Raw genomic sequence first — 24,790 nt, 5'->3', positions numbered from 1 at the left:
ATGGCCTCCACCCGCATCATTGCCATTCGCCACGGTGAAACCGCCTGGAACGTGGACACCCGCATACAGGGGCAACTCGACATCGGTCTGAACGCGACGGGTCGCCAGCAGGCACGGCGGCTGGCACGGGCTCTGGGGTCGGAGTCCATCAGCGCCATCTACACCAGTGATTTGTCGCGGGCCCGAGACACGGCGCAGTCCATCGCCCAGGCCACCGGGCAGCCACTGCAGCCCCACACGGGTCTGCGTGAACGCGGGTTTGGCCTGTTCCAGGGCAAAACCTTTGTGGAGATCGAACGCAGCTGGCCCGAACTGGCCCTGCGCTGGCGCCAGCGCGACCCGCACTGGACACCCGAGGGCGGCGAGTCTCTGCTCACCTTGCGTGAACGCATTCTGGGCACCACCAACGAACTGGCCAGCCGTCACATCGGCCAGCAGATCGTGCTGGTGGCTCACGGCGGGGTGCTGGACGTGCTGTACCGCGCCGCCACAGGGCAGGACCTGCAGGCAGCACGCAGCTGGAATCTGGGCAACGCGGCGATCAATCGTCTGCTGTGGACACCGCAGAGCCTGACCCTGGTCGGCTGGGCCGACACGCAGCACCTCGATGACGACGAGGTGCTGGACGAATCCACCAGCTGATCAGGCCGGCGGCCTGTCGCGCCCCTCGGCGTCGGTCGTGCCGGCCGCATGGCGACTGCGCTGCTTTTTCAGGCGGAAGATGCAATCCTCCAGCGTCTGACCAATCACCGTCTGGTCACGGATCATGGCAATCTTGGGCCAGGTCGCGCGCTCACCCGCCATCACCCAGGCCGCGAACTCCTGCGGAGACAAATCACCCAGCACGTTCAGGTAATCCTTGAGCCTGACTTTGGGGTGAATGGTCACGTCGCCGTAGTAGCGCTGGTCCACGATGGAGATCACACCCTCCAGCAAATTCTTGATGATGCCGGTCTCGATGCCGTAGGAGGCCAGTTGCAGCACCTGGGTACTGCGGTACTTGATCTCGCCCTTGACCAGCTCCTGCAGAAACAGCGGCCAGCCTTCCTTGCGCGTCTGATCGGCAATAAAGGGCAGCACATGCGGATTGGTCTGGCTGACGATGTGGTGGTTCACGTTGTACAGCTCGCCCAGCCGCTGCGCCGGCAAATCGCTTTCCAGCGCACCGTCCACCCAGCGGATCGATGCCATGTAGGGCCGCTCGTGCCCCAAGCGGTCCTTGGTCATCAGCTTGACCGGTGGAAACAGCCCCGGAACCGAACAGGATGCGAGCGCGGCACTCCATACCAGGAGGTGGGGTGTGGTGAGGTAATTCAGCAAGCGCGCCTGCTGATTTTTGGCCACGGGCGAAACCGTGATGTTGATCATGCGTTTGGTCTTCTTGAACGCTTCCTCAAAAGTGTATTCGCCGATGTTCTTGCGCAGGAAACGTTCCAGCTCATGGATGTCCATGATGGATTTCTGGCGCCACATTTCGCGCGGCGTGAGCCGCTGCCAGAGATGCAGGTCCATGTCCTCGCCGCGAAACAGCGCGTCCAGTTCGCTGTCCTTGCGCGTGCCCAGCAGGGCGGCCACCACCGACCCGGCACTGGAGCCCGATATCACCCGCGGCAAAAGCCCCTGCTCCCGCAGCGCCTTGATCACACCGATATGGAACATGCCCATGTTCGCGCCGCCGCTGAGCATCAGCGCCGAGCGGCCGAAACTCTGGCCGGTATGGCGGAAGAACATCATCTTCTGGGCATAGGGCAACTCGGGGATGTCGTTGTCGCACAAGTGGTTGAGCAGGGACGTCACCTCGTTGATGTAGTCGTCAATCAGAAACTTGGTGCCGATCTGCGTGTGCTTGTAAAGCTCCGGGTTGGCCAGGTTCCCGAGGTTGCGGTGCAGGCCCTCGCGCAGGCTGAAGATGAGTTGCGGCCAGTCACCCGCCTTGCGCCAGTTTCTGAGGTTGATCAGGCGCTGCTGAATCAGCTTGTACTGGTAAAAGGGCGAATTCGGATTGCTCTTCCAGACGTCCATGCCCGCCTGCGCATCCATGTCCACGGCAAGGGTGCGCCATGTGGCGAAGTCCGTTGCCTTCGCCAGATTTTTGCGCTGCACCACCGTCGTCTTTGATGTCATTGTTTGTTTCCAGGCCGCTTCAGGCCCCTGAGCTGTCGTGTTCAAAAGTCATGGTGGCACAAATTCGGGCTATTTTCCAGAGTGGCGCCTCCAAAGACGGCACAGACTTGAGGCGGCTCAAGGCGGCGCGGCATCAGGGTTGATGCCGAGGGCGCCAGCGCACTGCGCACGGCAAAATCAGCGCATGAATCAGTTTCAAATCATTGTGCTGGCCACGCCAGTTTTCTTCCTCCTGATCGGGCTGGAGTTCGCCTGGGGCTGTGCGCGCCAGCGCCGCGGCACCGGTCACAACACCTACCGCCTGAATGATGCGATCAACAGCATCAGCCTGGGGGTGCTGAGCCAGCTCGGGGGCATCTTCACCAAGCTGTTCACCGTGGGCATCTACAGCGCCATCTACGCCTCTGTGGCCCTGTTTCCAGACCCGGAGTTCTGGCTGACCTGGTACGGCGTCTTGCTGGCCCTGGTGTTCTATGACCTCTGCTACTACTGGCTACACCGGGCTGGCCACCGCGTGGCCGTCTACTGGGCGGCCCATGTAGTGCATCACCAGAGCCAGCAGTACAACCTGTCCACAGCGCTGCGCCAGACCAGCAGCGGTGCCCTGCTGGGTTGGGTCTTTTATGTTCCCATGGCCATCGCGGGCGTGCCACCCCTGGTGTTTGGCATCGTGGCCCTCATCGACCTGCTTTACCAGTTCTGGGTCCACACCGAGCAGGTGGGCAAGCTGGGCTGGTTTGACCGGGTGTTCTGTTCACCCTCCAACCACCGTGTACACCATGCGGTGAACGACGGCTACCTGGACAAGAACTACGGCGGCATCCTGGTGCTGTGGGACCGCATGTTTGGCAGCTTCCGGGAGGAAGACGAAAAGTGCATCTACGGCACCCGCGGCCAGCTCAACAGTTGGGACCCGCTGTGGGCCAATTTTGAAGTCTATGGGGCCTTGCTCAAGGACTCCTGGCATGCGCAAAGCTGGGCAGACAAGCTGCGCATCTGGTTCATGCCGCCCGGCTGGCGGCCCGCCGATGTGGCCGTGCGGTTTCCCAAGCCTGACTTCGACATCACCCAGGTCCGTACCTTCGACCCGCCAGCCAGCCGCACAGTACGCTGGTTTGCGGCCTTGCAGTTCGTGCTTATGCTGGGGGGCGTGTCCGCCGTTCTGTGGTTTTCCGGCAGTTGGCCGATCCGCCAGACCGCCGTGTGGAGTGCGGCCCTGGTGACCGGCTACTGGGCGATTGGCGCGCTCATGCAAGGCCGCATGAGCGTGCTGGAAATGCTGCTGATCGAGTCCGCCGTCCTGAGCACCGCCACCAGCACGCTGGGCCTGCTGGACCTGCACTTCATCTTCAAACCGCTGGTGATGTTGATTGCTATTACATTTATAGCACTCAGGTCATATGAATCGGGGGCAGCAACACGATTTAATGCCTTATTGATGGCCGCTCTGGCAGCCTCGCTGGCGGGCGATGTGTTTCTGATGCTGCCTGGCAATTACTTCATCCCGGGCCTGGCCTCATTTCTGGTCGGTCACCTGTTCTATATCGCCCTGTTTCGTCGGGGTGTGACTTGGTTTCCCAATCGCATGGCCCTGCTGGCCACGTTGGGTTTTGGTGGCGCCATGTACGCCTGGGTCTGGGGCGGGCTGCATGACCCGGTGCTCAAAATAGCCGTAGCGGCCTATGTGGCCGTGATCGCCCTGATGGCCGCGCAGGCGATTGGCCGTGCTCTGGTGATGCGTGATGCGGCGTCAAAGGCGGTGGCGGTCGGCGCCTGCGTGTTCATGCTCAGCGACTCGCTGATTGCCATCAACCGTTTCGTGCAGCCGCTGCCCATGGTGGCCCTGTGGGTGCTGAGCAGCTACTACGCGGCGCAGATTTTGATCGTGCACAACGCCAAACTCAGGGCGGCAAGCGAACAAGGTCAGGCCAAGAGCTCCTAGAACCCAGGCCGTTCGGAATCACTGGAGGGCGGCGTCACGCCCAGATGCCGGTAAGCAGCCAGCGTGGCGATGCGTCCGCGCGGTGTACGCTGCAAAAAACCCTGCTGGATCAGATAGGGCTCAATCACATCCTCGATCGTTTCGCGCTCTTCGCCAATGCTGGCGGCGATGTTGTCCAGACCGACCGGCCCGCCGTCAAAGCGGTGGATCACCGCCTCCAGCAGCTTGCGGTCCATCAAATCAAAGCCCTGCGGGTCCACATCCAGCATGGCCAGCGCGCGGTTGGCAATGTCCAGCGTGATTTCGCCCACCCCTTTGACATCGGCATAGTCGCGCACCCGGCGCAACAGCCGGTTGGCAATGCGCGGCGTACCGCGCGAGCGCCGGGCAATCTCGAACCCGCCCTTGTCATCGGTGGGCACATTGAGCAGGCCCGCGCTGCGCCGCACGATGCGCGCCAGCTCATCGGGGGTGTAGAACTCCAGCCGCGCCACAATGCCAAAGCGGTCGCGCAGCGGGTTGGTCAGCATGCCGGCCCGGGTGGTGGCGCCCACCAGCGTAAAGGGCTGCAGATCGAGCTTGATGGAGCGCGCCGCAGGCCCCTCGCCAATCATGATGTCGATCTTGTAGTCCTCCAGCGCGGGGTAAAGAATCTCTTCCACCACCGGGCTCAAACGGTGGATTTCGTCGATGAAGAGAACATCGTTCTTTTCCAGATTGGTCAGCAGCGCCGCCAGGTCTTTGGGTTTTTCAAGCACCGGGCCGCTGGTCTGGCGCAAATTCACGCCCAACTCATGCGCAATGATGTGGCTCAGCGTGGTCTTGCCCAAACCCGGGGGGCCAAACAGCAGCACATGGTCCAGCGCCTCGTCGCGCATTTTGGCCGCCCCTATGAAAATTTCCAGCTGCTCGCGCACCTTGGCCTGCCCCACGTACTCGTCGAGCAGCTTGGGCCGCAAGGCGCGCTCAATCGCCTCCTCGTTGGGGGATACAGGGGCCGCGGACACCATGCGTTGGGGCGGGGCTGCAAAATCGTCGGTCTGAATGCTCACGGCGGGTGGGGAAGCGAAGTGGAGCTTGACTATAGCCTGCAGCAGCACCCCGGGCTCAAGTGCCGGGGCCGAAATGCCGATAACATGAAACAAACCCGTCTTTTCCCGGACGGCCTGAACACCGTGCACGCCCACTGGGTCCGCCTGACATGAAAACGACTCACCCGAAGCCCATTGCGCACAGCCCGCTCGTCCTGAGCCACGTTTCCCTGGCCTCGTGCCTGGCCATTTCCCTGGCCGCAGGTCTGCCCGGCATGGCCCGGGCTAACGATCCGGCACCCGCGGCTCACAGCGCACCTGCCGCCGTCACAAAGAAACCGGCGACCGCAGCCTCGGCACCCGCCTCCCGAAGCATGGCCGATCAGGTCCGCGATGCCGTAGACAGCGGCGCGCCAGCGGCCAACAAACGGTTGACCCTGGTGGTCAATGGCAAAGAGAAAAAATACATCACCATGCCCCCCAAGGAGGCGCCAGTGCCAGCCGAGGCGCAGCCCAAGGCGACCGAGGCGGCGCAGGCAGCAGCCCCGGCCCAGGCACCCGTCAAACACGCGGTAGCGGTAGTCAACCCTAAAGCCAGCCGCCAATACGCTCGCGCCAAAGCTGCTGCACAGGTGGGGCATGAAACACCCGCAACGGCGGGCGCTACCCACGCTGGCGGCGAGGCGCACTGGAGCTACGAAGGCCTTAACGGCCCCCCGGCCTGGGGCAAGCTCAAGCCCGAGTTCAACGTCTGCGCCATTGGCAAGCGCCAGTCGCCCATCAACATCGAGGCCACCAACACCTTGCAAGGCCCGGCCGAGGCACTGCAATTCAACTACCAGCCCAGCGATGGCACCGTTGTCAACAATGGCCATACCATCCAGGTTGACCTGAACGGAGAGAACTCTGTCACGGTGCGCGGATCGGTCTACAGGCTGGTGCAATTCCACTTCCACCACCCCTCGGAAGAGCGCGTGAACTACCAGGGCTTTGCCATGGTGGCGCACCTGGTGCATAAAAATGTGGAGGGGCAGCTGGCGGTGGTGGCAGTGCTGCTGGACCCGGGTGTGGCCAACGCCCTGATCAACAAAGTCTGGACCTACATGCCGCTGGACACCGGGGACCGGGTGCGCATGCCTACCGGCGTGATCGACATGAATGAGTTGTTGCCCAAAGACCAGCGCTACTACCAGTTCATGGGCTCACTCACCACACCACCCTGTTCAGAAGGCGTGTTGTGGATGGTGCTGAAGCAGCCCACCACCGTGAGCCGGGAGCAGATCAAGCTGTTCTCACAGCTGTTCCCCAACAACGCCCGCCCGGTGCAGCCAACCAACGGCCGGCCGGTGCGGGACGCACAGTAATCTACCTGGCCAACGCCTTCAGCGCCATCTTGATGCCGTCACTCACCCCCACATCGGCGGGCAGGGCCTTGAGTGATACGGCGGCTTCCTTGTCGCTGTAACCCAGGGCCAGCAAGGCCTGCAGAATGTCGGCCTGCGCGTCGTGGGCCACACTGGCAGACACACCGATATCCGGCCCAAGCTTGCCCTTGAGTTCCAGCAGCAAACGCTCGGCCGTCTTCTTGCCAATGCCGGGCACCTTGATCAAGCGTCCAGACTCCTGCATCGTGACCGCCTGGGACAACTCCGTCACGCTCATGCCGGAGAGCACCGACAGCGCCGTGCGCGGACCCACACCGGAGATTTTGATGAGCTGACGGAAGGCTTCGCGCTCATGGGCGTTCTCAAACCCGTACAAAATTTGCGCATCCTCACGCACCACAAAATGCGTCAGCAGGCTCACCCTGGCCCCCACCTCGGGCAGGTTGTAAAACGTGCTCATGGGCACATGCACTTCGTAGCCAACGCCATTGCAATCCACCAGCACCTGGGGTGGATTCTTGTCGCTCAGCGTGCCTGTCAGTTTGCCGATCATTTCTTGCCTATCATTGGTAACCCTTTTCAGGAATTATCAACTTGATTCTCCGACACCTGTTTTCCCCGCCCAACAACACCCGCCTGACCCATCTGTGCGGCCCCATGGACGAGCATCTGCGCACCATCGAGGTGGCACTGCAAGTCAAGATTGCCCATCGGCACGAGCAGTTCAAGGTCGACGGCACCAAGGCCAACGCCAAGCGCGGCATGGAGATGCTGCAGGCCCTGTATGAAATGGCCGCGCGTCCGATCGATACCGCCACGATTCAGCTGATGCTGGCTGGCGACCCCGACATGAACGACGCCGACAGCCCGGGCCTGAAAACCAAGCGCAGCGACCTCAAGCCCCGCACCCTGAACCAGGCCAACTACCTGGACCACATCGCCAGCCACGACATCACTTTCGGCATTGGTCCGGCCGGCACCGGCAAGACCTACCTGGCCGTGGCCATGGCGGTGGACGCCCTGCAACGCAGCGCCGTACAGCGCATTGTGCTGACCCGCCCCGCCGTGGAGGCCGGTGAGCGCCTGGGCTATTTGCCTGGCGACCTGGCCCAGAAGATCGACCCCTACCTGCGCCCCTTGTATGACGCGCTGTACGACCTGATGGGTTTCGAGCAGGTACAAAAGGCCTTTGAGCGCCAGACCATCGAAGTCGCCCCCTTGGCCTTCATGCGCGGGCGTACCCTGAACACCGCGTTTGTGATTCTGGACGAGGCACAAAACACCACGCCCGAGCAAATGAAGATGTTCCTCACCCGCATCGGCTTTGGCTCCAAAGCCGTGATCACGGGGGATGTGAGCCAGATCGACCTGCCCAAGACCCAGCTCAGCGGCCTGATCGACGCCGAACGTGTGCTCAAACGCGTGGACGGCATCGCCATCTGCCGCCTGACCAGTGCCGACGTGGTGCGCCATCCGCTGGTGGCACGCATCGTGGATGCCTACGATGCCCCGGGCCGCTCACGCGCCGACAGCCAGCACGCGCTGATCTCAGACCCGCAGGACACAGCCGTGCGTGCCCGAGCCCGGAAGAAAAGCCCCTAAATCATGTTGAAACAACTCACCCTGTCACTGCAATTCGGCAAGCTTGATGCCGCCGCCCGCCACCGAGCCGCCCTGCCCCGCCACAAGGTAGCACGCTGGATTCGCCATGCGCTGCAGAGCGACGCCGAGATCACCGTACGCATCGTCGATGCCGAAGAAGGCCAGGCGCTGAACCGCGACTACCGGCACAAGGACTACGCCACCAACGTGCTCACTTTCGACTACACGCAGGAACCGGTCATCACCGCCGATCTGGTGCTGTGTGCTCCTGTCGTCGCCCGCGAAGCCAGGGAAAACGGCAAAACCCTGCAGGCCCACTACGCCCATCTGCTGGTGCATGGCACGCTGCACGCACAGGGCTGGGACCACGAAACCAGCGAGGAAGACGCCCAGGCCATGGAGGCGCGTGAGATCGACATACTGGCCGGCTTGGGCTTCAAAAGCCCTTATGAGGCATAAAAACAGCCTCTGGCCGGCGCGATGCGCAGGGGAATCGTCACCGGCCCATCGTTCACCAACTGCACCTTCATGTCAGCGCCAAACTGCCCGGTTTGCACCAGACCGTGCGCGGCTCGCGCCTTGACGACAAAGTAGTCGTACAGCCTGCGTCCCTCGTCAGGCGGCGCCGCGGCCGTGAAGCTTGGCCGGTTACCACCCGTGGCATCGGCGGCCAGCGTGAACTGGCTCACCACCAGCAGGCCACCTGAGTGACCCTGGCCATCGAGGTCTTGAACACTTCGGTTCATCTTGCCCGCGTCATCGCTGAAGATGCGCAGCTTCAATATCTTGGCCAGCAAGCGATCGCTCTCGGCCTCACCATCGCCCCGCTCGGCACACAAGAGCACCAGCAGTCCAGCGCCTATTTCCCCCACCACCTTGCCGTCAATGCGCACCCGCGCTTCGCTCACTCGCTGCAAAACGGCGATCACGCACGCCCCCGGAACAGCTTGGACACAAAGACAAAATATTGCATAAGGAGAGGAAAAAATCGTCGTTGAGAATTTCAAAACATGGTACCGTATTCGCCTGAAGAACAGAAGACGGACCTCATCATGATGTTCTGGCATGGGCGATTCACTCGCTCCGACAAAATCCTGGCAGGAGCGGTGTTCCTGATTGGCCTGAGCCTGTCCGCAGGCATTGGTGTCTGGGTGCAGCGACAAAACCAGGCGCTGGCTCAATCCGAATTTGACAGCATTGCCGCCCGTATCTCCCGTGAAGTAGCCCGCCGTTTTGGCGTCACGGTTTACGGTCTGAAAGGCATCAGAAGCATGTACTCGGTGGACGACCGGGTGGTCCGCAGGGAGTTCCGCGATGCGATCGCCGCACGCGACCTGCTCCAGGATTTCCCCGGTGTGCGGGGTTTCGGCTTCATCCAACATGTCATGCGCAAGGACCTGGAAGCCTTCGTCGCCTCAGAGCGAGCCGATGATGCTCCCCAGTTCGCCATCCGCCAGCTGGAAGACAAAACCCACGATGACCTCTTCGTCATCAAGCTCATCGAGCCTGCGGCGCACAACATCGGCGCGCAAGGTCTGGATGTGGGCTCCGAGCCACGTCGACGGGCTGCGGCGCAACTCGCCGTGGACACCGGCCAGCCGGCCATCACGGCGGCCATCACCCTGGTGCAGGACAACCGCCGCACACCTGGCGTGTTGCTGTTTGTGCCGGTCTACGCCATCGGCACTCATCCCTCTACACCAGCCGAGCGCCGGGCTGCGCTGGTGGGCTTGCTCTACGCCCCGATCGTGATTGCCGAATTGCTGGACAAAGTACCCGAGGTGGTGGCGGGCGGTGCGGACTTCGAGTTGTTCGATGCCCCACAAGGTACGCCTGACGAGGCCATTGTTTTTGATGCCGACAACCATCTCGGTGGCTTGCCCAACAGCGAGGTTTCGATAAAGAATCGCCGCTTTCGCATCACCCGGCAGATCTCGCTTCCCGGACGGCACATGACGCTGCAAATCAGCAGTACCCCGGCCTTCGAATCCAGGCTCACACAGTCTTTGCCCTGGCTGGTATCTGGCGCTGGCACCCTGCTCAGCGCCCTGCTTGCCTTGCTGATGCACCAGCAAGCCACGGGGCGCCGTCGTGCCGAAACCATGGCACGGGGCATGACCAGCGATCTGGACCGACTGGCCCAAGTGGTGAAAAACACCACCAATGTGGTTCTGATTGCCGACACGAATTCGCAGATCACCTGGGTGAACGAAGCCTTCACACGCGTCACGGGCTATGCCCCCCAGGAAGCTCTGGGCAGGACGCCGATTGATTTGCTGGGTAGCGGGAAGTCCGACGCTGCGGTGATGCGCATGATGGCTAAGGTGGCCCGCGCTGGCGAAGGGGGTCGATTCGAGCTTCTGCTGCTCACCAAAGACGGTCAGGAACGCTGGCTCAACATCGAAATCCAGCCGCAACGTGACGCTCAGGGACAGCTCGTCGGCTTCATGGAAATCGGCACCGATGTAACAGACAGGCGCATGGCCCAGGAGCGGCTGGAAGCCGCCTTGCGTGACAACGACGCACTGCTCAGTACGCTCAACATGCACGCCATTGTCTCGGTGGCCGACCGCGCGGGGCGCATCACCGAAGTCAACGATGCCTTCTGCGCCATCAGCGGCTACAGCCGCGCGGAACTGCTGGGGCGAAACCACCGCATCATCAATTCAGGCAAGCAGACCGACAGCTTCTGGGTGGCCATGTGGCACACCATTGAAGCTGGCAAACCCTGGCGTGGCGAAGTATGCAACCGGGCCAAAGATGGCTCCCTGTACTGGGTAGACACCTTCATCGCACCCTTCATTGGCGACGATGGCAAGGTGGACAAATACATTTCGATCCGCACCGACATCACAGCCAGCAAGACCGCCACACGAGAGTTAACGCGCGAGCGCCAGCGGCTGGGCAACATCATCGAGGGCACCAATGTCGGAACCTGGGAGTGGAATGTCGAAACCGGCGATGTCCAGATCAATGAGCGTTGGGCCCAAATCATCGGCTACACCTCTGAAGAAGTGGGCGTCACCAACATCAAGGCCTGGAGCAGCTTCATCCATCCAGACGACCTGAACCAATCGGTGAAGCTGCTCAATCAGCATGTAGACGGACTGGTACCCGCCTATGACTGCGAATTGCGGCTGCGCCACAAGGACGGCCGCTGGGTCTGGGCGCTGAACCGGGGCAAACTCTTCAGCCGTAGCGACGACGGCCATCCGCGCTGGATGGCGGGCACCCTCATGGACATCACCGAACGCAAGCTCGCCGATGCGGAGGTGAAACGCAGTGCCGAACTGCTGCGCGGCGCGATTGGTGCGCTGGATGAAGCCTTTGTTCTTTTTGATCCGGATGACAGGCTGGTCTACTGCAATGAAAAATACCGGGAGATCTACGAGACCGTTGCACACTTGATGGTACCGGGCGTCAGTTTCGAAACCCTCATACGCACCGGTGCCGAAAACGGCCAGTACCTTGACGCCATAGGGCGTGTGGACGAATGGGTAGACGAGCGTGTAGCCGCTCACCGCGCGAGTAACAGCACCCTCATCCAAAGGCATGACAACGGACGCACCCTGCGCATCGTCGAGCGCAAGCTGCCCGATGGCCACATTGTGGGTTTCCGTATTGACATTACCGAACTGATTCAGGCCACCGAAGCGGCGCAGGAAGCCTCGCGCGCCAAGAGCCAGTTTCTGGCCAACATGAGCCACGAGTTGCGCACCCCCATGAATGCCATCCTGGGCATGCTCACGCTCCTGCGCAAGACCGAGCTCACGCCGCGCCAGGCCGACTATGCCGTCAAAAGCGACAGTGCGGCACGCTCCCTGCTCGGGTTGCTCAACGAAATACTCGACTTCTCCAAGATCGAGGCCGGCAAGATGACGCTGGACCCCTACCCGTTTCATGTCGATCAGCTCTTGCGCGATCTGTCGGTGATTCTGTCGACCAGCGTGGGGGCCAAGCCGGTGGAAGTGCTGTTCGACATCGACCCTGCGCTGCCGCGCTACCTGGTGGGCGACGCGATGCGCCTGCAACAGGTTCTCATCAATCTGAGCAGCAACGCCATCAAATTCACAGCCGAAGGTGAAGTGATCCTGTCCATCGCGGTGGTGCAGCAGGACGACTCACTTGTCACGATGAAAATCGGCGTACGCGATTCCGGTATTGGCATCGCACCGGAAAATCAGGCGCGCATTTTCAGCGGCTTCACGCAGGCCGAGGCGTCCACCACGCGGCGCTTCGGCGGCACCGGCCTGGGCGTGGCCATCAGTCAGCGTTTTGTGGCGCTGATGGGCGGCCAACTGCAACTGGAGAGCGCGCTGGGCCAGGGCAGCTTCTTCCATTTCAGCATCACGTTGCCGCTGGCAAGCGCCGACGCCGAGGAGGCAAGTTCACAGCCGTCGCCTGCAGCTGCCCGGCCCAAGCAGACATGGCGCACGCTTGTCGTAGATGACAACCTGATGGCGCGCGAAGTGCTGCAGCGCATGGGCCAGTCCCTGGGCTGGGCCGTTGACCTTGCTGACAGTGGCGAAGCCGCGCTGGAACTGCTTCAGACCCGGGTCGCAGAAGGTACGAGTTACCAGGCCATGTTTGTCGACTGGCAAATGCCCGGGATGGACGGCTGGCAGACTTGCGAGCGCATTCGAAATCTGAATCTGACCGATGTGGCGCCGGTTCTCGTCATGGTGACGGCCCATGGCCGGGAAACACTCTCGCAACGCAGCGCAGCCGACCAAGCCTTGCTGGACGGCTTTCTGGTGAAGCCCGTCACCGCCTCCATGCTGTTTGACGCGGTGATGGACGCGCGCTCAGATCATGATCTGCCACACCCCTCTGTGGAAACAGCACAGATCGGTGGCCAGCGGCTGGCCGGAATGCGTCTGCTGGTGGTGGAAGACAACATCATCAACCAGCAAGTGGCGCTTGAACTGCTTGAAAACGAAGGCGCCGTGGTGCAAATTGCCAATCATGGGCAGGAAGGCGTGGCGGCAGTTGCCACTGCCCAGCCGCCCTTTGATGTGGTGCTGATGGACCTGCAGATGCCCGTCATGGATGGGCTTACCGCCGCGCGTACCATCCGCAAGGAATTGGGCTTGCTGACCCTGCCGATTGTGGCGATGACAGCCAATGCAATGGCATCTGATCGCGAAGCCTGTCTGGCAGCCGGAATGAACGACCATGTGGGCAAGCCCTTTGACCTAAACCATTTGGTGCGGGTGCTGCGTCAGCAAAGCGGCCGCGACGCGGCGCCGGAGGTGTCCGCCGCCGTGGATTGGGTATTGCCCGCGGCCGTCACAAACGCCGCCGTCACAGCCGGCGTGGACATTGCCGCCGCCTTGCGTCGCATCGGCGGCAAACAAGACCTCTACCGGCAGATGCTGGGTGCCTTTGTGCTCGACCTGGAGGCCATGCCCGCCCGGTTTCAGGCGCATGCCAAACAGGTCGAAACAGACGCAGCGTCGCGCCTGGCACACACGCTCAAAGGGGTGGCGGCCACGCTCGGCGCCACGGCCCTGGCGGCGGTTGCGGCCCAAGGGGAGAAAGACCTGTCTGCCCATCCCGGGCCGTCTCACCTGGCCAGCATCACCGAGGCACTGTGTACCGCCATGGCATTGGCCCGCCCAGGCTTGACCGGGCTTTGGCAGGCCATTGAAACCGCAACAATGCCGTCGGCCTGCGCCTTGGGAGAATCCATTGTCCCGACTCACGACAGCGCAGCACTGCTTGCTTCGTTGCGGGCGTTGGCCGTCCAGTTGCAGGATTCAGACATGGTGGCCATGGAGTCCATGGCTCAATTGCAGCAGCGGTTTGGTGCCACCCTGGGTTGCGAGCTGGCACCTCTCCATGAGGCGATAGGTGCGCTAGACTTCGAGCGTGCCCTGCGTGTTTGCAGCGCGCTGATCGAAAGCCAGACCGCATGAACACACCGGCGCCGCTTGCCATGGAATTGATGGCCGAACTTTCGGGCCAGGCCAAGCCCAAACTGTTGATCGTGGATGACCAGCCAATCAACATTCAGGTACTTTACCAAGCCTTTGCTGCGGACCACCAGGTGTTCATGGCAACCAGTGGTGAGCAGGCACTGGCCCTGTGCGCGAGCAAACAACCCGATCTGGTGCTGCTGGATGTGGTGATGCCGGGCATGGACGGCTATGAGGTCTGCCAGCGACTCCGGGCCGACCCCGCCACCTGCGACATCCCGGTGATTTTCGTTACGGCGCACAACGATGAAGCATCCGAGGAGCGTGGGCTGGACGCTGGCGCCGTGGACTTCATCTCCAAACCCATCAGCCCCAAGATCGTTCGTGCGCGGGTCAAAACCCATTTGACACTCAAAGCGCAATCCGACCTGTTGCGCAGCTGGGTCTATATCGACGGCCTGACCGGAGTACACAACCGGCGCTACTTTGATGAACAACTGGGCACCGAATGGGGACGTGCGGTGCGCAACAACAAGGCACTGAGTGTGATCCTGCTGGATGTGGACTTCTTCAAGCGCTATAACGATCGCTACGGCCATCAGGCCGGGGATGATTGCCTGCACCGCGTGGCAAGCACGATCAAAGCCAGCCTGAAACGTCCGGGCGACCAAGTGGCCCGCTACGGCGGCGAAGAATTCGTCTGCCTGTTACCCGACACGGATCTGGCTGGCGCCATGCAGGTTGCACAGCAAATCGACCAGAACATCTTTGAACAAACGATTGAACACACCGATTCAAGCGTAGCGCCTTGTGTGACCGTCAGCTTGGGCGTGGCAGGCCGAAGCGTGGATGGCGCAGGTTCCGCCGAAACCTTGTTGAGTCTGGCCGATGCGCAGTTGTACCAAGCCAAGGGCCAGGGGCGGCACCAAGCCTGTGGCGCCGAACTGGCGCCGTAAGGCTATCGACGATCCCTCGGTCTCAGGCCACCGTAACCCGGGCAAACTTGCGTTTACCCACCTGCACCACATAGGTCCCAGCCCCCAGCTTGAGGCCTTTGTCGCTGACCACGCCGGAATCCACCCGTACGCCGCCGCCGTCAATCAGGCGATTGCCCTCACCGCTGGAGGCGGCCAGCCCGGCCATCTTCAACAGGGCACCGATACCCAGCGGGGCACCGCCGTCAGCCAGGGGCAGCGATACGTCAGGGATATCCTCAGGCACCCCCCCCTTGCTCCGGTTGACAAAGTCCTGCTCGGCCGCATCCGCCGCGGCCGCCGAGTGAAACCTTGCAGTGATCTCCTTGGCCAGCGCCACTTTGGCATCTTTGGGATTGCGGCCAGCATCCACTTCAGCCTTGAGCGCGGCGATCTCGGCTTCGCTCTTGAAGCTCAACAGCGTGTACCAGCGCCACATCAAGACGTCCGAGATGCTCAGCACCTTGGCAAACATGGTGTTGGCGTCTTCCGAGATACCGATGTAGTTGTTCTTGCTTTTCGACATTTTTTCAACGCCGTCCAATCCTTCGAGCAAGGGCATGGTCAAAATACACTGCGGCTCCTGTCCGTATTCCGCCTGCAAGTGACGACCCACTAACAAGTTGAATTTCTGATCCGTTCCGCCCAGCTCCAGATCGCTTTTGAGCGCCACACTGTCATAGCCCTGCATGAGCGGGTACAGGAACTCATGCACGCTGATCGGCGTGCCGGCCTTGAAGCGGTCATGAAAATCGTTGCGCTCCATCATGCGCGCCACGGTATAGCGCGCGGCCAGCTCGATCATGCCGCGCGAGCCCAGCGTGTCACCCCATTCGCTGTTGTAGCGAATTTCCGTTCTTGTGGCGTCCAGCACCATGGAGGCCTGCCGGTAATAGGTCTGCGCATTGATTTCGATCTGCTCGCGGGTCAGCGGTGGACGGGTGGTGTTGCGCCCCGACGGGTCACCTATCAGAGTGGTGAAATCACCAATCAGGAAAATGACGGTGTGCCCCAGATCCTGCAACTGCCGCATCTTGTTGAGCACCACCGTGTGGCCAATATGGATGTCCGGCGCTGTCGGGTCCAACCCCAGTTTGATGCGCAGGGGAACTCCGGTCGCCTCCGAACGGGCCAGCTTCTTGACCCAGTCTTCCTGGGGAATCAGCTCCTCGCAACCACGAAGGGATACCGCCAGTGCCTCCCGGACACGGTCTGTTACAGGAAATTTAGGAGCCAAGGCTTGATTCATAAGGGTTTTTCTCGATGCGACGGAGTTCGACGAAGTTATACTCGGGCTCCGCCTTTTCGCTGGATTTTAAGTGGCTTCGTCTCAGTCACTCCTGTATCCGGTCCCTGCGCACCTCATAACTCTAAGTTGGAATCCTTCTTTTGATCAATGGCCTCGTTACCGCTGGAACTTCTTTTGTAGCCTTTGCAAGCCGGGTCACCAAAAAACATCCCAAACGTGTATCAGCTGTCGTTGCAGCTTTGCTGTTGGGCGGCGGCGGTGGGTCATTTGCGGTGGCCTCGTTTGCGCCAGATCCCTCGGACTTGACCGTACGCGAAGTGCTGGAGTCGGTGCAGGCACTGCCGCTGAACCTCGCAGGCGATGCGCTGGACAAGCCAGCATTCACGCTTTACCGCTCCGAAATCACCCGCTCCAGCGACACGGCAGACAGCCTGCTCAAGCGCATGGGCGTGGACGATCCTGCGGGAGCAGCCTTCATGCGCTCCGATGCAACGATCCGTCAGGTCCTGCTGGGTCGAGGCGGGCGCAGCGTGACGGCAGAGACCAGTGACAACAACAGCCTTCTCAAACTCAGCGCCCGTTGGAGCCCCGAAGACGATGGCAACTTCAAGCGACTCGTCGTTGAGAAAACCCCGCAGGGCTTTCAGTCGCGAGTCGAGTCTGCACCCTTGACAGCCTCCACCCGGTTGGCCGGCGGCACCATACAGACCTCCCTGTTCGCAGCCACTGACGACGCCAAGATTCCGGACGCGATCGCCATTCAGGTGGCAGAGATCTTTTCCAGCGACATCGATTTCCACCGGGCTCTGCGCAAGGGCGACCGTTTTTCTGTCGTCTATGAAACGTTGGAAGGTGATGGTGAACCGCTTCGTGCCGGACGGGTATTGAGCGCAGAATTTGTCAACAGCGGCAAGACCTTTCAGGCCATGTGGTTCCAGGAACCGGTCGCGGGCGGCGCCCAGCCAGCCGAGGGCGCGCGTGCCACTGACGCTCGCAGCAAAGGCGGTTACTACACACTGGACGGCCAGAGCCTTCGTCGGGCCTACCTGGCTTCGCCCATGGAATTCTCCCGGGTCAGCAGCGGCTTCAAGATGCGCTTTCACCCCATTCTGCAAACCTGGCGGGCTCATCTGGGCGTCGATTACGCTGCGCCAACCGGTACCCCGGTACGAAGCATCGGTGATGGCGTGGTCGAATTTGCGGGGGTCCAGAATGGATTCGGCAACGTGGTTTTTGTGAGCCACCGTAACCACCACACCACCGTGTACGCGCACTTGAGCCGCATCAATGTGCGCAAAGGCCAGACCGTGAGCCAAAGCCAGAACATCGGGGCAGTCGGCTCCACGGGCTGGGCAACCGGTCCACATCTGCATTTTGAATTCCGTGTCAATGGGCAACACCACGACCCCTTGACGATTGCGCGGCAAAGTGAAGCCGTACCGGTGAGCACGGCCTCCAGGCCGATGTTTGACCGGGTCGCCGCGACCACCAGGATTGCGTTCTCGGCGGCTGCATCCATGCAGCAAAGCACCGCCCAGTAAGCCAACAGGCCAGTGAGACGACATGTCTGGCGTGTCCGAGCTCTTCATTGGCCTGATGTCTGGCACCTCGCTGGATGGGGTAGATGGCGTTCTGGTTGATTTTTCCAAAGCACCTCTGGCGGTCATGGCTTACGCCGGTGCGCCATTTTCTGATGATTTGCGCCAGGAACTGCTGGCCCTCAACAGTCCCGGCACCAATGAACTGCATCGCGCCGCTCTAGCGTCGAACGCACTGGTGCGCGTATATGCCCAAGTCGTGGCCAGACTGCTGGAGCAATCCAAACTGGGTAGCAACGCCGTGACGGCCATCGGCGCCCATGGACAGACGGTGCGTCACCGCCCACAGGCATTCGACGGCACCGGTTACACCCTGCAGCTGAACAGTCCTGCTTTGCTGGCCGAACTGACCGCCATTGACATCGTGGCTGATTTTCGCAGCCGCGATGTTGCGGCCGGCGGACAGGGGGCGCCACTGGTGCCAGCGTTCCACCAGTCGGTCTTTGGCAGGCCCGGAGAAACCATCGCAACGCTCAATGTCGGCGGTATCTCAAACCTCACGGTGCTGGGATCCGGGTCAATGAACGACGTGCTTGGCTTTGACTGCGGTCCGGGCAATGCCCTGATGGACGCCTGGTGCCAACGCCATCTCAAGCGGTCCTATGACACCAACGGTGACTGGGCTGCCACCGGAAAGATTCATGAAGGATTGCTGCAGGCGCTTCTCAGCGAACCCTACTTCAATCAACCAGCACCCAAAAGCACGGGGCGAGACTTGTTCAATCCGGACTGGCTTGCAGACAGGCTTGGACCTTTTGCTCACCTTGCGCCGGCCGACGTTCAGGCCACTCTGACGGAGTTGACAGCCAGCGCATGCGCCCAAAGCATCCAACGCTACGCCCTGGCCAGCAAAGAACTGATTGTTTGTGGCGGAGGTGCCTTCAATGGCTATTTGATGCAGCGACTGCAGGCGCTTCTGCCTTCGATGCAAGTCTGCTCATCAGAAGCTTATGGTTTGCCGCCCTTGCAGGTTGAGGCCGCTGCATTTGCATGGCTGGCCCGCCAAACCACGCGACGCGAGACATCAAGCCTTGAAAAAGTAACGGGCGCCCGAGGCGCCCGCATACTTGGTGCCATCTACCCCGCCTGAGGAGGTCGACACCTTGAAGATTTTTTCAGGAAAAACTTGAACCGCAACCGCACGTGGTGGTTGCGTTGGGGTTCTTGATCACAAACTGTGCACCTTGCAAATCTTCCTTGTAGTCGATTTCCGCACCCACAAGGTACTGATAGCTCATTGCGTCAATCAACAAGGACACGCCATTCTTGGTCATCGTTGTATCGTCTTCGTTGGTGATTTCATCAAATGTGAAACCATATTGAAAGCCCGAACAACCACCGCCCTGCACAAAAACGCGCAGTTTCAACTCCGGATTGCCCTCTTCAGCGATCAGATCTGCCACTTTGGCGGCAGCACTGTCCGTGAACAAGATGGGACTTGGCATTTCTGACTGAATATTTTCTGCGACGGCGCTCATGGATTACTCCGTTTAATTTGGCTATGGCAATAGTACAGCAATTCGCTCAACAATTCAGCTAGCCGTTATTTGCCGCCAGTTTCAGTGTGGGCTTTTCCTCGTCACCCAGCATTGGGCGCAACTGCCCGGCAATGATCGCTCCCTGGTGCATTTCCAGCGCCGTGTAATGCACATCGCCCTGGATACGCGCCTTGGGTTGCAGTTCCAGCATGGCATTGGCATACACAGGGCCCTTGACCGTGCCGTTGATGATGATGTGGTCGGCGTGGATTTCACCGGTCACCGTGGCCGTTTCCGAAATCACCAGAATGCTCGGCATATCAGGATTCGCACATACAACGCCCGTCACCGCACCATCAATCCGCAAGCCATCGACGAACCTGAAATCTCCATCAATCTGGCTGCCTTCTGCAATCAGGCTTCGAATGGGTGGTTGTTTCTTTTTATTGAACACGTCGATACCTTGTATACGTTGAACCAAGCGTCGGACTATAGCTTGATGGATTGCACAGCTTTGGTAACCGCCCCATCCAGGACTTTGGCGGTAACCCCCTTGATCAGGACTTGTGGTGGCAACTCAAACACACCTTCAACTCGACCATATTGTTTTAACTTGAGCCCCTGGGCGCCCCCCGGCAAGACCCCAGTCCAGGGCTTGCCATTCAGAAGGCCGGTAAAGCTCAACTCAAGTCGCCCGCTGAATTCAGACGCATTCCGACTGGCCTGAATGACCAGAACCTGCCATTTTACTTCCCGCCCATTCACGACTTCGGCCTGCAAGCCGCGTATGGCAAGCCCCTCAACCCCTGCGGCTGGAATCAGTTTCTCAAAAAAGCCCAAGTCGTCCTTCAAGCTTCTGTTGTCGATCTCCAACTGCCGGTTCTGAGCGGCCAGTTTTTCCTGAGCCACTTTTTCCGAGGTCAGCAAAGTGCCAGCGGTGTTGGCAATGGACTGCGCTTTGTCACGCTCTTCCTTCAGGGTCAAAATCTCCCCGCGCAATGCCAGAAGTTCTGACCGCGCATGCAACAGTTCCTCTTTGAACCCCCTGTCCAGGCCGGCAATATCCTTGCCGAACTCAAAGGCCCACAAGCCAATCGCCGCACAAAACCCAAAGACAATTGCCAGCACAGCCCAACGGAAAGGCCAGGGCAAGGCACTGCGAACCGCCATGCGGGGGGCACTGACAGTGAGACGGCGAAAAAGCAGACGTAGTCGCATGGGGTCGCAAGTCTATCAGTCGAAATGCAAACAGCCGCCGGAATTTGCATTCCGGCGGCTGTTGTTTTGCAACAATTCGTTGCGGCAGTACAGGTGGCGAAATTAACGCTTGCTGAACTGCTTGCGACGACGCGCACCGTGGAAGCCGACCTTCTTACGCTCGACTTCACGTGCATCACGCGTCACGAAGCCTGCTTTGCTCAGCTCGGACTTGAGCGTTGCATCGTAGTCAATCAGGGCACGGGTAATGCCGTGGCGCACTGCACCAGCCTGGCCAGACTCGCCACCGCCAGCGACATTGACCATGATGTCAAATGTCTCAGCGTGGTTCGTCAAAAACAGGGGCTGCTTGCAAATCATGATCGAGGTTTGACGGCCAAAGAATTTTTGGATGTCTTTGCCGTTGACCACGATCTGGCCGGAGCCTTTTTTCAGGAATACGCGGGCGACGCTTGATTTGCGACGGCCGGTACCATTGTTCCATTCACCAATCATTTCAAGGCTCCTTAAATTTCCAACACTTTGGGTTGCTGGGCAGTGTGGGGGTGCTCGGCACCACCGTACACCTTGAGCTTCTTGATCATGGCGTAGCCCAGAGGGCCTTTAGGCAGCATGCCCTTGACGGCTTTTTCCAAAGCGCGGCCAGGGAAACGCGACTGCATGTCACGGAAGTTAATGGCAGAAATGCCACCAGGGTAACCGGAGTGGCTGTAATACACTTTGTCCAACGGCTTGGCGCCGGTGACGCGCAGCTGGGCTGCGTTGATGATGACGATGAAGTCACCGGTATCGACGTGAGGCGTGTAAATGGCCTTGTGTTTGCCGCGCAAACGGAGAGCAACTTCGCTGGCTACTCGTCCGAGGACCTTATCGGTCGCGTCAATCACAAACCACTCGTGCACCACGTCAGCGGGTTTTGCGCTGAAGGTCTTGGTCATGAGTTTTCTCTTTGAAAGAAGGTTTGTCGGGCTCTTTTCCACGGTCGGTTTTCCTCTGATGGGAATCTCTTAGGTGGGGATCTGGCTTCGCCGCGGAGCCACAAAAGCGCTGCGAAGCTCTCCATTATACGAAATTTGGCTCACAAGTCCAAAATACGCCAAGAAAGCGATACGCTTCGTTAATATAGAGGCATGTTTAGTTATCGCCACGCCTTCCATGCCGGCAACCATGCCGACGTCCTCAAACACACAGTGCTGATTGCGATTTTGCGGCATTTGCTGCAAAAAGACACGGCTCTCACGGTTTTTGACACCCATGCTGGCGCCGGCCTGTACCGCCTGGACGGCGACTATGCCGAAACCAGTGGCGAGGCGGCGGGTGGCATATTGCAGCTTCTCGCCTCAAAGGACAAGCCGCCCGCTGCTCCCGCCAAAAAGGCCCCCGATGCCAGCAAACCAGCAGCAGTTGCCCTGGCGCCCATCATTCAGGACTATCTGGACCTGGTTGCCAGCTTCAACAACAAGGGAAGCCACAAGGTTTATCCAGGCTCGCCTTTCATCATTCAACGCCTGCTGGGCGAGCGCGACAAGCTCAAACTGTTTGAAATCCATCCTACGGATTCCAAAACACTGTCCGCCAACATTGCCCAGCTGCAGGCCGGGCGACAGGTCGCCGTGCTGCGAGAGGACGGCTTTGAAGGTCTCAAGAAATTCCTGCCGCCACCCGCGCGCCGGGCACTGGTACTGAGTGACCCCAGTTACGAGATCAAGAACGATTACGCCCGCGTTGTCGCCATGGTTGCTGATTCGCTGGTCCGGTTTTCCACCGGCACCTATGTCGTGTGGTACCCCATCATTCCACGGCCCGAAGCCCATGATGTGCCGCGCAAATTGAAAACCCTGGCCAACAAAGCCGGGAAAAGCTGGCTGAACGCTACGTTGACCGTGAAGTCCAGCAAATTGACTTCCGATGAGTCCGGCGAGGTGATACGCCCCGGCCTGCCCGCAAGCGGCATGTTCGTCATCAATCCCCCTCATACACTGAAGGCCGCACTGCAACTCGCCTTGCCACAATTGGCAAGCATGCTTGCCCAGGATCAGCACGCAACATCCACCGTGGAGTCAGGCGGCTGAGTCTGGTGCGCCAGCACCCCGACATCGTCACAAAGCAGCGATAAACTTGCCGCTACTTTGAAACCTGGATAAATTCCGATGATTCTTGTCACTGGCGGCGCTGGCTATATCGGTTCTCACACCTGCGTTGAACTGCTCAATGCCGGACTTGAAGTCACCGTATTTGACAACTTCAGCAACAGCCAGCCCGAGTCACTTGCCCGCGTGGAGCAGATCACCGGCAAAAAGCCCCACATCATCCGCGGCGACATTCGAGACCGTACGGCACTGGTCGGCGCCATTCGGCAAAGCGGCGCCAAGGCGGTTATTCACTTCGCCGGCCTCAAAGCGGTGGGCGAGTCGGTCGAGCAGCCCCTTGACTACTACGACAACAATGTCACAGGCACCCTGCGCCTGCTGGAAGCGATGGGCGAGTGCGGTGTCAAAACCCTGGTTTTCAGTTCGTCCGCCACGGTCTACGGCGACCCGCAACGCCTGCCCCTGACTGAAGACCACCCCCTGTCGGCCACCAACCCCTACGGCAAAACCAAGCTGGTGATTGAGGACATGCTGCGCGACCTCTACCGCAGCGACCCATCCTGGCGCATCGGCATCCTGCGTTATTTCAACCCGGTCGGTGCGCACAGCAGCGGTCTCATCGGCGAAGATCCTCAGGGTACGCCAAACAACCTGCTGCCCTTCGTTGCCCAGGTGGCGGTCGGACGCCGTGAATTCCTCAATATATGGGGCAACGATTACCCCACGCCCGACGGCACCGGGGTGCGCGACTACATCCATGTGGTTGACCTGGCATTGGGCCACCTCAAAGCCCTGAAGCGGCTGCAAGACGCGCCGCAGTGCATCGAAGTCAATCTGGGCACAGGCGTTGGCTATAGCGTTCTGGACATGGTTCGGGCGTTTGAGAAGGCCTCTGGCAAAGCAGTCCCCTACAAAGTCGCGCAACGCCGGGCCGGAGATATTGCCTCGTGTTACGCTGAACCCACACGCGCTGCCAATCTGTTGCAATGGCGCGCCGAACGCGATCTCAACGTCATGTGCGCCGATGCCTGGCGCTGGCAAAGTGCAAATCCCAATGGGTACGGAGTAAACGAGGAATGACAAAAGGGATGATTCTGGCAGCCGGGCAAGGAACCCGGGTGCGCCCCCTGACACGGGACCTGCCCAAACCGATGGTGCCTATCTTGGGCAAACCGGTGATGGAATACCTGATCGAGCACCTCGCACGCCACGGCATCACCGAGATCATGGTCAACGTCGCCTGGCACCATCACAAGATTGAAGAGTACTTTGGTGACGGTCGGCGCTGGGGCGTGCAAATTGGCTATTCCTACGAAGGCATCCGCGATCATGGCGACATCCTGCCCCGCCCCATGGGCTCGGCTGGGGGCATGCGGCGCATCCAGGATTTCAGTGGCTTCTTTGATGAAACCACACTGGTGCTGTGCGGCGACGCCCTGATCGACCTGGACATCACCGCCGCTGTGGCCGAGCACAAGGCCAAGGGTGCCATTGCCAGTGTGGTGGCACTGGATGTGCCCCTGGCTGATGTGCAGAACTATGGCATCGTGGTCGCAGCCCCCGATGGCCGCATCCAGTCTTTCCAGGAAAAACCGGCACCTGCGGAGGCTAAATCAACACTGGCCAGCACCGGCATTTATATTTTTGAGCCAGCTGCACTGGATCTGGTTCCCTCCGGCAAGGTCTATGACATCGGCTCGCAGTTGTTTCCACAACTGGTGTCACGCGACCTGCCCTTTTATGCCCAGAACCGACCTTTCAACTGGATCGACATCGGCCGGGTAAGCGATTACTGGTCGGTGTTGCAGCGTGTGCTGCGGGGCGAAGTTGACCAGATGAACATGCCCGGGCGCCAGGTCAAACCGGGGATTTGGGTGGGACTCAACACCTCCATCCCCTGGGACAAGGTCAAGATCGAAGGTCCGGTCTACATTGGTTCGAGCGTGCGCATTGAACCCGGCGCCACCATCACCGGGCCGGCCTGGATCGGGCATGGCAGCCATATCCGCACCGGCGCCAAAGTGGTACGCAGCATTCTGTTTGAGTACACCCGCATCGCCGCCGATATGCGTTTCAGCGAGATGATTGTCTCGCCCGAATACTGTGTTGACCGCCACGGCGACACCCTTTACCGCGGTGATGACACCGCCCAACTGCGCTGGGGCGACGCCAGGGCCTGAA

At 60.3% G+C, this 24,790-nt stretch carries 22 protein-coding genes; 12 read left to right on the top strand and 10 right to left on the bottom strand.

The features are described from left to right. Nucleotides 1-642, top strand: a complete 642-nt coding sequence (locus tag IV109_RS04730; protein WP_296694274.1) for a histidine phosphatase family protein — start codon at nucleotides 1-3, stop codon at nucleotides 640-642. On the opposite strand, the gene IV109_RS04725 is transcribed toward IV109_RS04730, so the two are convergent. Next, nucleotides 643-2,124 (bottom strand): DUF3336 domain-containing protein, encoded by a 1,482-nt coding sequence (locus tag IV109_RS04725; protein WP_296692976.1) that lies wholly within the window; start codon nucleotides 2,122-2,124, stop codon nucleotides 643-645. A 184-nt stretch (nucleotides 2,125-2,308) separates the two neighbouring features. Here IV109_RS04725 and IV109_RS04720 point away from each other — a divergent pair, with 184 nt between their 5' ends. Then, nucleotides 2,309-4,066, top strand: a complete 1,758-nt coding sequence (locus IV109_RS04720) for a lysoplasmalogenase family protein (RefSeq protein WP_296692972.1) — start codon at nucleotides 2,309-2,311, stop codon at nucleotides 4,064-4,066. Here the strand turns inward: IV109_RS04720 and ruvB are convergent. Beyond that, complete coding sequence (gene ruvB, locus IV109_RS04715) at nucleotides 4,063-5,118, bottom strand: Holliday junction branch migration DNA helicase RuvB (RefSeq protein ID WP_296692967.1); 1,056 nt, start codon at nucleotides 5,116-5,118, stop codon at nucleotides 4,063-4,065. The genes IV109_RS04720 and ruvB overlap by 4 nt on opposite strands. 149 nt (nucleotides 5,119-5,267) lie before the next feature. Between ruvB and IV109_RS04710 the strand changes: the two genes are divergently transcribed. Continuing rightward, nucleotides 5,268-6,461, top strand: a complete 1,194-nt coding sequence (locus IV109_RS04710) for a carbonic anhydrase (RefSeq protein ID WP_296692962.1) — start codon at nucleotides 5,268-5,270, stop codon at nucleotides 6,459-6,461. A 1-nt stretch (nucleotide 6,462) separates the two neighbouring features. Here the strand turns inward: IV109_RS04710 and ruvA are convergent, their stop codons facing one another. Further along, nucleotides 6,463-7,035: a Holliday junction branch migration protein RuvA gene (gene ruvA, locus IV109_RS04705; protein ID WP_296692959.1), complete on the bottom strand. Its 573-nt coding sequence runs from the start codon at nucleotides 7,033-7,035 to the stop codon at nucleotides 6,463-6,465. Nucleotides 7,036-7,076: 41 nt separating this feature from the next. Here ruvA and IV109_RS04700 point away from each other — a divergent pair, with 41 nt between their 5' ends. After that, nucleotides 7,077-8,084, top strand: a complete 1,008-nt coding sequence (locus tag IV109_RS04700; protein ID WP_296692956.1) for a PhoH family protein — start codon at nucleotides 7,077-7,079, stop codon at nucleotides 8,082-8,084. Beyond that, nucleotides 8,085-8,543 (top strand): rRNA maturation RNase YbeY, encoded by a 459-nt coding sequence (ybeY, locus tag IV109_RS04695; protein ID WP_296694272.1) that lies wholly within the window; start codon nucleotides 8,085-8,087, stop codon nucleotides 8,541-8,543. On the opposite strand, the gene dtd is transcribed toward ybeY, so the two are convergent. Next, nucleotides 8,531-9,013, bottom strand: coding sequence for a D-aminoacyl-tRNA deacylase (gene dtd / locus IV109_RS04690; RefSeq protein ID WP_296692953.1), 483 nt, complete (start codon nucleotides 9,011-9,013; stop codon nucleotides 8,531-8,533). The two genes, ybeY and dtd, sit on opposite strands and share 13 nt — an antisense overlap. Nucleotides 9,014-9,136: 123 nt before the next feature. Here dtd and IV109_RS04685 point away from each other — a divergent pair, with 123 nt between their 5' ends. Both IV109_RS04685 and IV109_RS04680 read left to right on the top strand, forming a co-directional pair. Further along, nucleotides 9,137-14,002 carry a PAS domain S-box protein gene (locus tag IV109_RS04685; protein ID WP_296692950.1) on the top strand — a complete coding sequence of 1,622 codons (4,866 nt, stop codon included), beginning with the start codon at nucleotides 9,137-9,139 and terminating at the stop codon, nucleotides 14,000-14,002. Continuing rightward, nucleotides 13,999-14,958: a diguanylate cyclase gene (locus IV109_RS04680; RefSeq protein WP_296692948.1), complete on the top strand. Its 960-nt coding sequence runs from the start codon at nucleotides 13,999-14,001 to the stop codon at nucleotides 14,956-14,958. The genes IV109_RS04685 and IV109_RS04680 overlap by 4 nt, the downstream gene beginning before the upstream one ends. Nucleotides 14,959-14,980: 22 nt before the next feature. On the opposite strand, the gene tyrS is transcribed toward IV109_RS04680, so the two are convergent. Continuing rightward, a complete protein-coding gene (gene tyrS, locus IV109_RS04675; protein ID WP_296692945.1) occupies nucleotides 14,981-16,225 on the bottom strand; it encodes a tyrosine--tRNA ligase in 1,245 nt (414 codons plus the stop codon). Nucleotides 16,226-16,365: 140 nt separating this feature from the next. Here tyrS and IV109_RS04670 point away from each other — a divergent pair, with 140 nt between their 5' ends. Together IV109_RS04670 and IV109_RS04665 are read left to right on the top strand one after the other, a co-directional pair. Next, a complete protein-coding gene (locus tag IV109_RS04670) occupies nucleotides 16,366-17,766 on the top strand; it encodes a M23 family metallopeptidase (protein WP_296692940.1) in 1,401 nt (466 codons plus the stop codon). 22 nt (nucleotides 17,767-17,788) lie between these two features. After that, complete coding sequence (locus IV109_RS04665) at nucleotides 17,789-18,913, top strand: anhydro-N-acetylmuramic acid kinase (protein ID WP_296692937.1); 1,125 nt, start codon at nucleotides 17,789-17,791, stop codon at nucleotides 18,911-18,913. A gap of 25 nt (nucleotides 18,914-18,938) precedes the next feature. On the opposite strand, the gene erpA is transcribed toward IV109_RS04665, so the two are convergent. From erpA to rplM, 5 genes are all read right to left on the bottom strand, one after another. Next, complete coding sequence (gene erpA / locus IV109_RS04660) at nucleotides 18,939-19,301, bottom strand: iron-sulfur cluster insertion protein ErpA (RefSeq protein ID WP_296692933.1); 363 nt, start codon at nucleotides 19,299-19,301, stop codon at nucleotides 18,939-18,941. A gap of 58 nt (nucleotides 19,302-19,359) precedes the next feature. Then, complete coding sequence (locus IV109_RS04655) at nucleotides 19,360-19,755, bottom strand: polymer-forming cytoskeletal protein (protein WP_296692930.1); 396 nt, start codon at nucleotides 19,753-19,755, stop codon at nucleotides 19,360-19,362. A gap of 35 nt (nucleotides 19,756-19,790) precedes the next feature. Continuing rightward, on the bottom strand, nucleotides 19,791-20,519 hold the full coding sequence (locus IV109_RS04650; RefSeq protein WP_296692927.1) for a DUF6776 family protein: 729 nt from the start codon (nucleotides 20,517-20,519) through the stop codon (nucleotides 19,791-19,793). 102 nt (nucleotides 20,520-20,621) lie between these two features. Then, nucleotides 20,622-21,014 (bottom strand): 30S ribosomal protein S9, encoded by a 393-nt coding sequence (gene rpsI / locus IV109_RS04645; protein WP_296692923.1) that lies wholly within the window; start codon nucleotides 21,012-21,014, stop codon nucleotides 20,622-20,624. A gap of 11 nt (nucleotides 21,015-21,025) precedes the next feature. After that, on the bottom strand, nucleotides 21,026-21,457 hold the full coding sequence (gene rplM, locus IV109_RS04640; RefSeq protein ID WP_296692919.1) for a 50S ribosomal protein L13: 432 nt from the start codon (nucleotides 21,455-21,457) through the stop codon (nucleotides 21,026-21,028). Nucleotides 21,458-21,649: 192 nt separating this feature from the next. On the opposite strand from rplM, the gene rlmJ reads away from it, so the two are divergent. The 3 genes from rlmJ (at nucleotide 21,650) to IV109_RS04625 (ending at nucleotide 24,789) form a co-directional block, all read left to right on the top strand. Continuing rightward, nucleotides 21,650-22,591, top strand: a complete 942-nt coding sequence (gene rlmJ, locus IV109_RS04635) for a 23S rRNA (adenine(2030)-N(6))-methyltransferase RlmJ (protein WP_296692917.1) — start codon at nucleotides 21,650-21,652, stop codon at nucleotides 22,589-22,591. A 78-nt stretch (nucleotides 22,592-22,669) separates the two neighbouring features. Continuing rightward, nucleotides 22,670-23,689 (top strand): UDP-glucose 4-epimerase GalE, encoded by a 1,020-nt coding sequence (galE, locus tag IV109_RS04630; protein WP_296692916.1) that lies wholly within the window; start codon nucleotides 22,670-22,672, stop codon nucleotides 23,687-23,689. Nucleotides 23,690-23,697: 8 nt separating this feature from the next. Continuing rightward, nucleotides 23,698-24,789 (top strand): NDP-sugar synthase, encoded by a 1,092-nt coding sequence (locus IV109_RS04625; protein ID WP_296694268.1) that lies wholly within the window; start codon nucleotides 23,698-23,700, stop codon nucleotides 24,787-24,789. Nucleotide 24,790: the final 1 nt, after the last annotated feature.

Source organism: Rhodoferax sp. (assembly GCF_018780565.1).
GTDB lineage: Bacteria > Pseudomonadota > Gammaproteobacteria > Burkholderiales > Burkholderiaceae_C > Rhodoferax.
Note: the sequence above shows the minus strand (reverse complement) of the source record. Positions and strands in the feature narration are given on the sequence as shown.

Excerpts from the sequence above, each read along its gene's own strand:
- IV109_RS04730 (WP_296694274.1), top strand. The coding sequence starts at position 1 with ATGGCCTCCACCCGCATCATTGCCATTCGCCACGGTGAAACCGCCTGG.
- IV109_RS04725 (WP_296692976.1), bottom strand. The coding sequence starts at position 2,124 with ATGACATCAAAGACGACGGTGGTGCAGCGCAAAAATCTGGCGAAGGCA.
- IV109_RS04720 (WP_296692972.1), top strand. The coding sequence starts at position 2,309 with ATGAATCAGTTTCAAATCATTGTGCTGGCCACGCCAGTTTTCTTCCTC.
- IV109_RS04710 (WP_296692962.1), top strand. The coding sequence starts at position 5,268 with ATGAAAACGACTCACCCGAAGCCCATTGCGCACAGCCCGCTCGTCCTG.
- ruvA (WP_296692959.1), bottom strand. The coding sequence starts at position 7,035 with ATGATCGGCAAACTGACAGGCACGCTGAGCGACAAGAATCCACCCCAG.
- IV109_RS04685 (WP_296692950.1), top strand. The coding sequence starts at position 9,137 with ATGATGTTCTGGCATGGGCGATTCACTCGCTCCGACAAAATCCTGGCA.
- IV109_RS04680 (WP_296692948.1), top strand. The coding sequence starts at position 13,999 with ATGAACACACCGGCGCCGCTTGCCATGGAATTGATGGCCGAACTTTCG.
- tyrS (WP_296692945.1), bottom strand. The coding sequence starts at position 16,225 with ATGAATCAAGCCTTGGCTCCTAAATTTCCTGTAACAGACCGTGTCCGG.
- IV109_RS04665 (WP_296692937.1), top strand. The coding sequence starts at position 17,789 with ATGTCTGGCGTGTCCGAGCTCTTCATTGGCCTGATGTCTGGCACCTCG.
- erpA (WP_296692933.1), bottom strand. The coding sequence starts at position 19,301 with ATGAGCGCCGTCGCAGAAAATATTCAGTCAGAAATGCCAAGTCCCATC.
- IV109_RS04650 (WP_296692927.1), bottom strand. The coding sequence starts at position 20,519 with ATGCGACTACGTCTGCTTTTTCGCCGTCTCACTGTCAGTGCCCCCCGC.
- rpsI (WP_296692923.1), bottom strand. The coding sequence starts at position 21,014 with ATGATTGGTGAATGGAACAATGGTACCGGCCGTCGCAAATCAAGCGTC.
- rplM (WP_296692919.1), bottom strand. The coding sequence starts at position 21,457 with ATGACCAAGACCTTCAGCGCAAAACCCGCTGACGTGGTGCACGAGTGG.
- rlmJ (WP_296692917.1), top strand. The coding sequence starts at position 21,650 with ATGTTTAGTTATCGCCACGCCTTCCATGCCGGCAACCATGCCGACGTC.
- galE (WP_296692916.1), top strand. The coding sequence starts at position 22,670 with ATGATTCTTGTCACTGGCGGCGCTGGCTATATCGGTTCTCACACCTGC.
- IV109_RS04625 (WP_296694268.1), top strand. The coding sequence starts at position 23,698 with ATGATTCTGGCAGCCGGGCAAGGAACCCGGGTGCGCCCCCTGACACGG.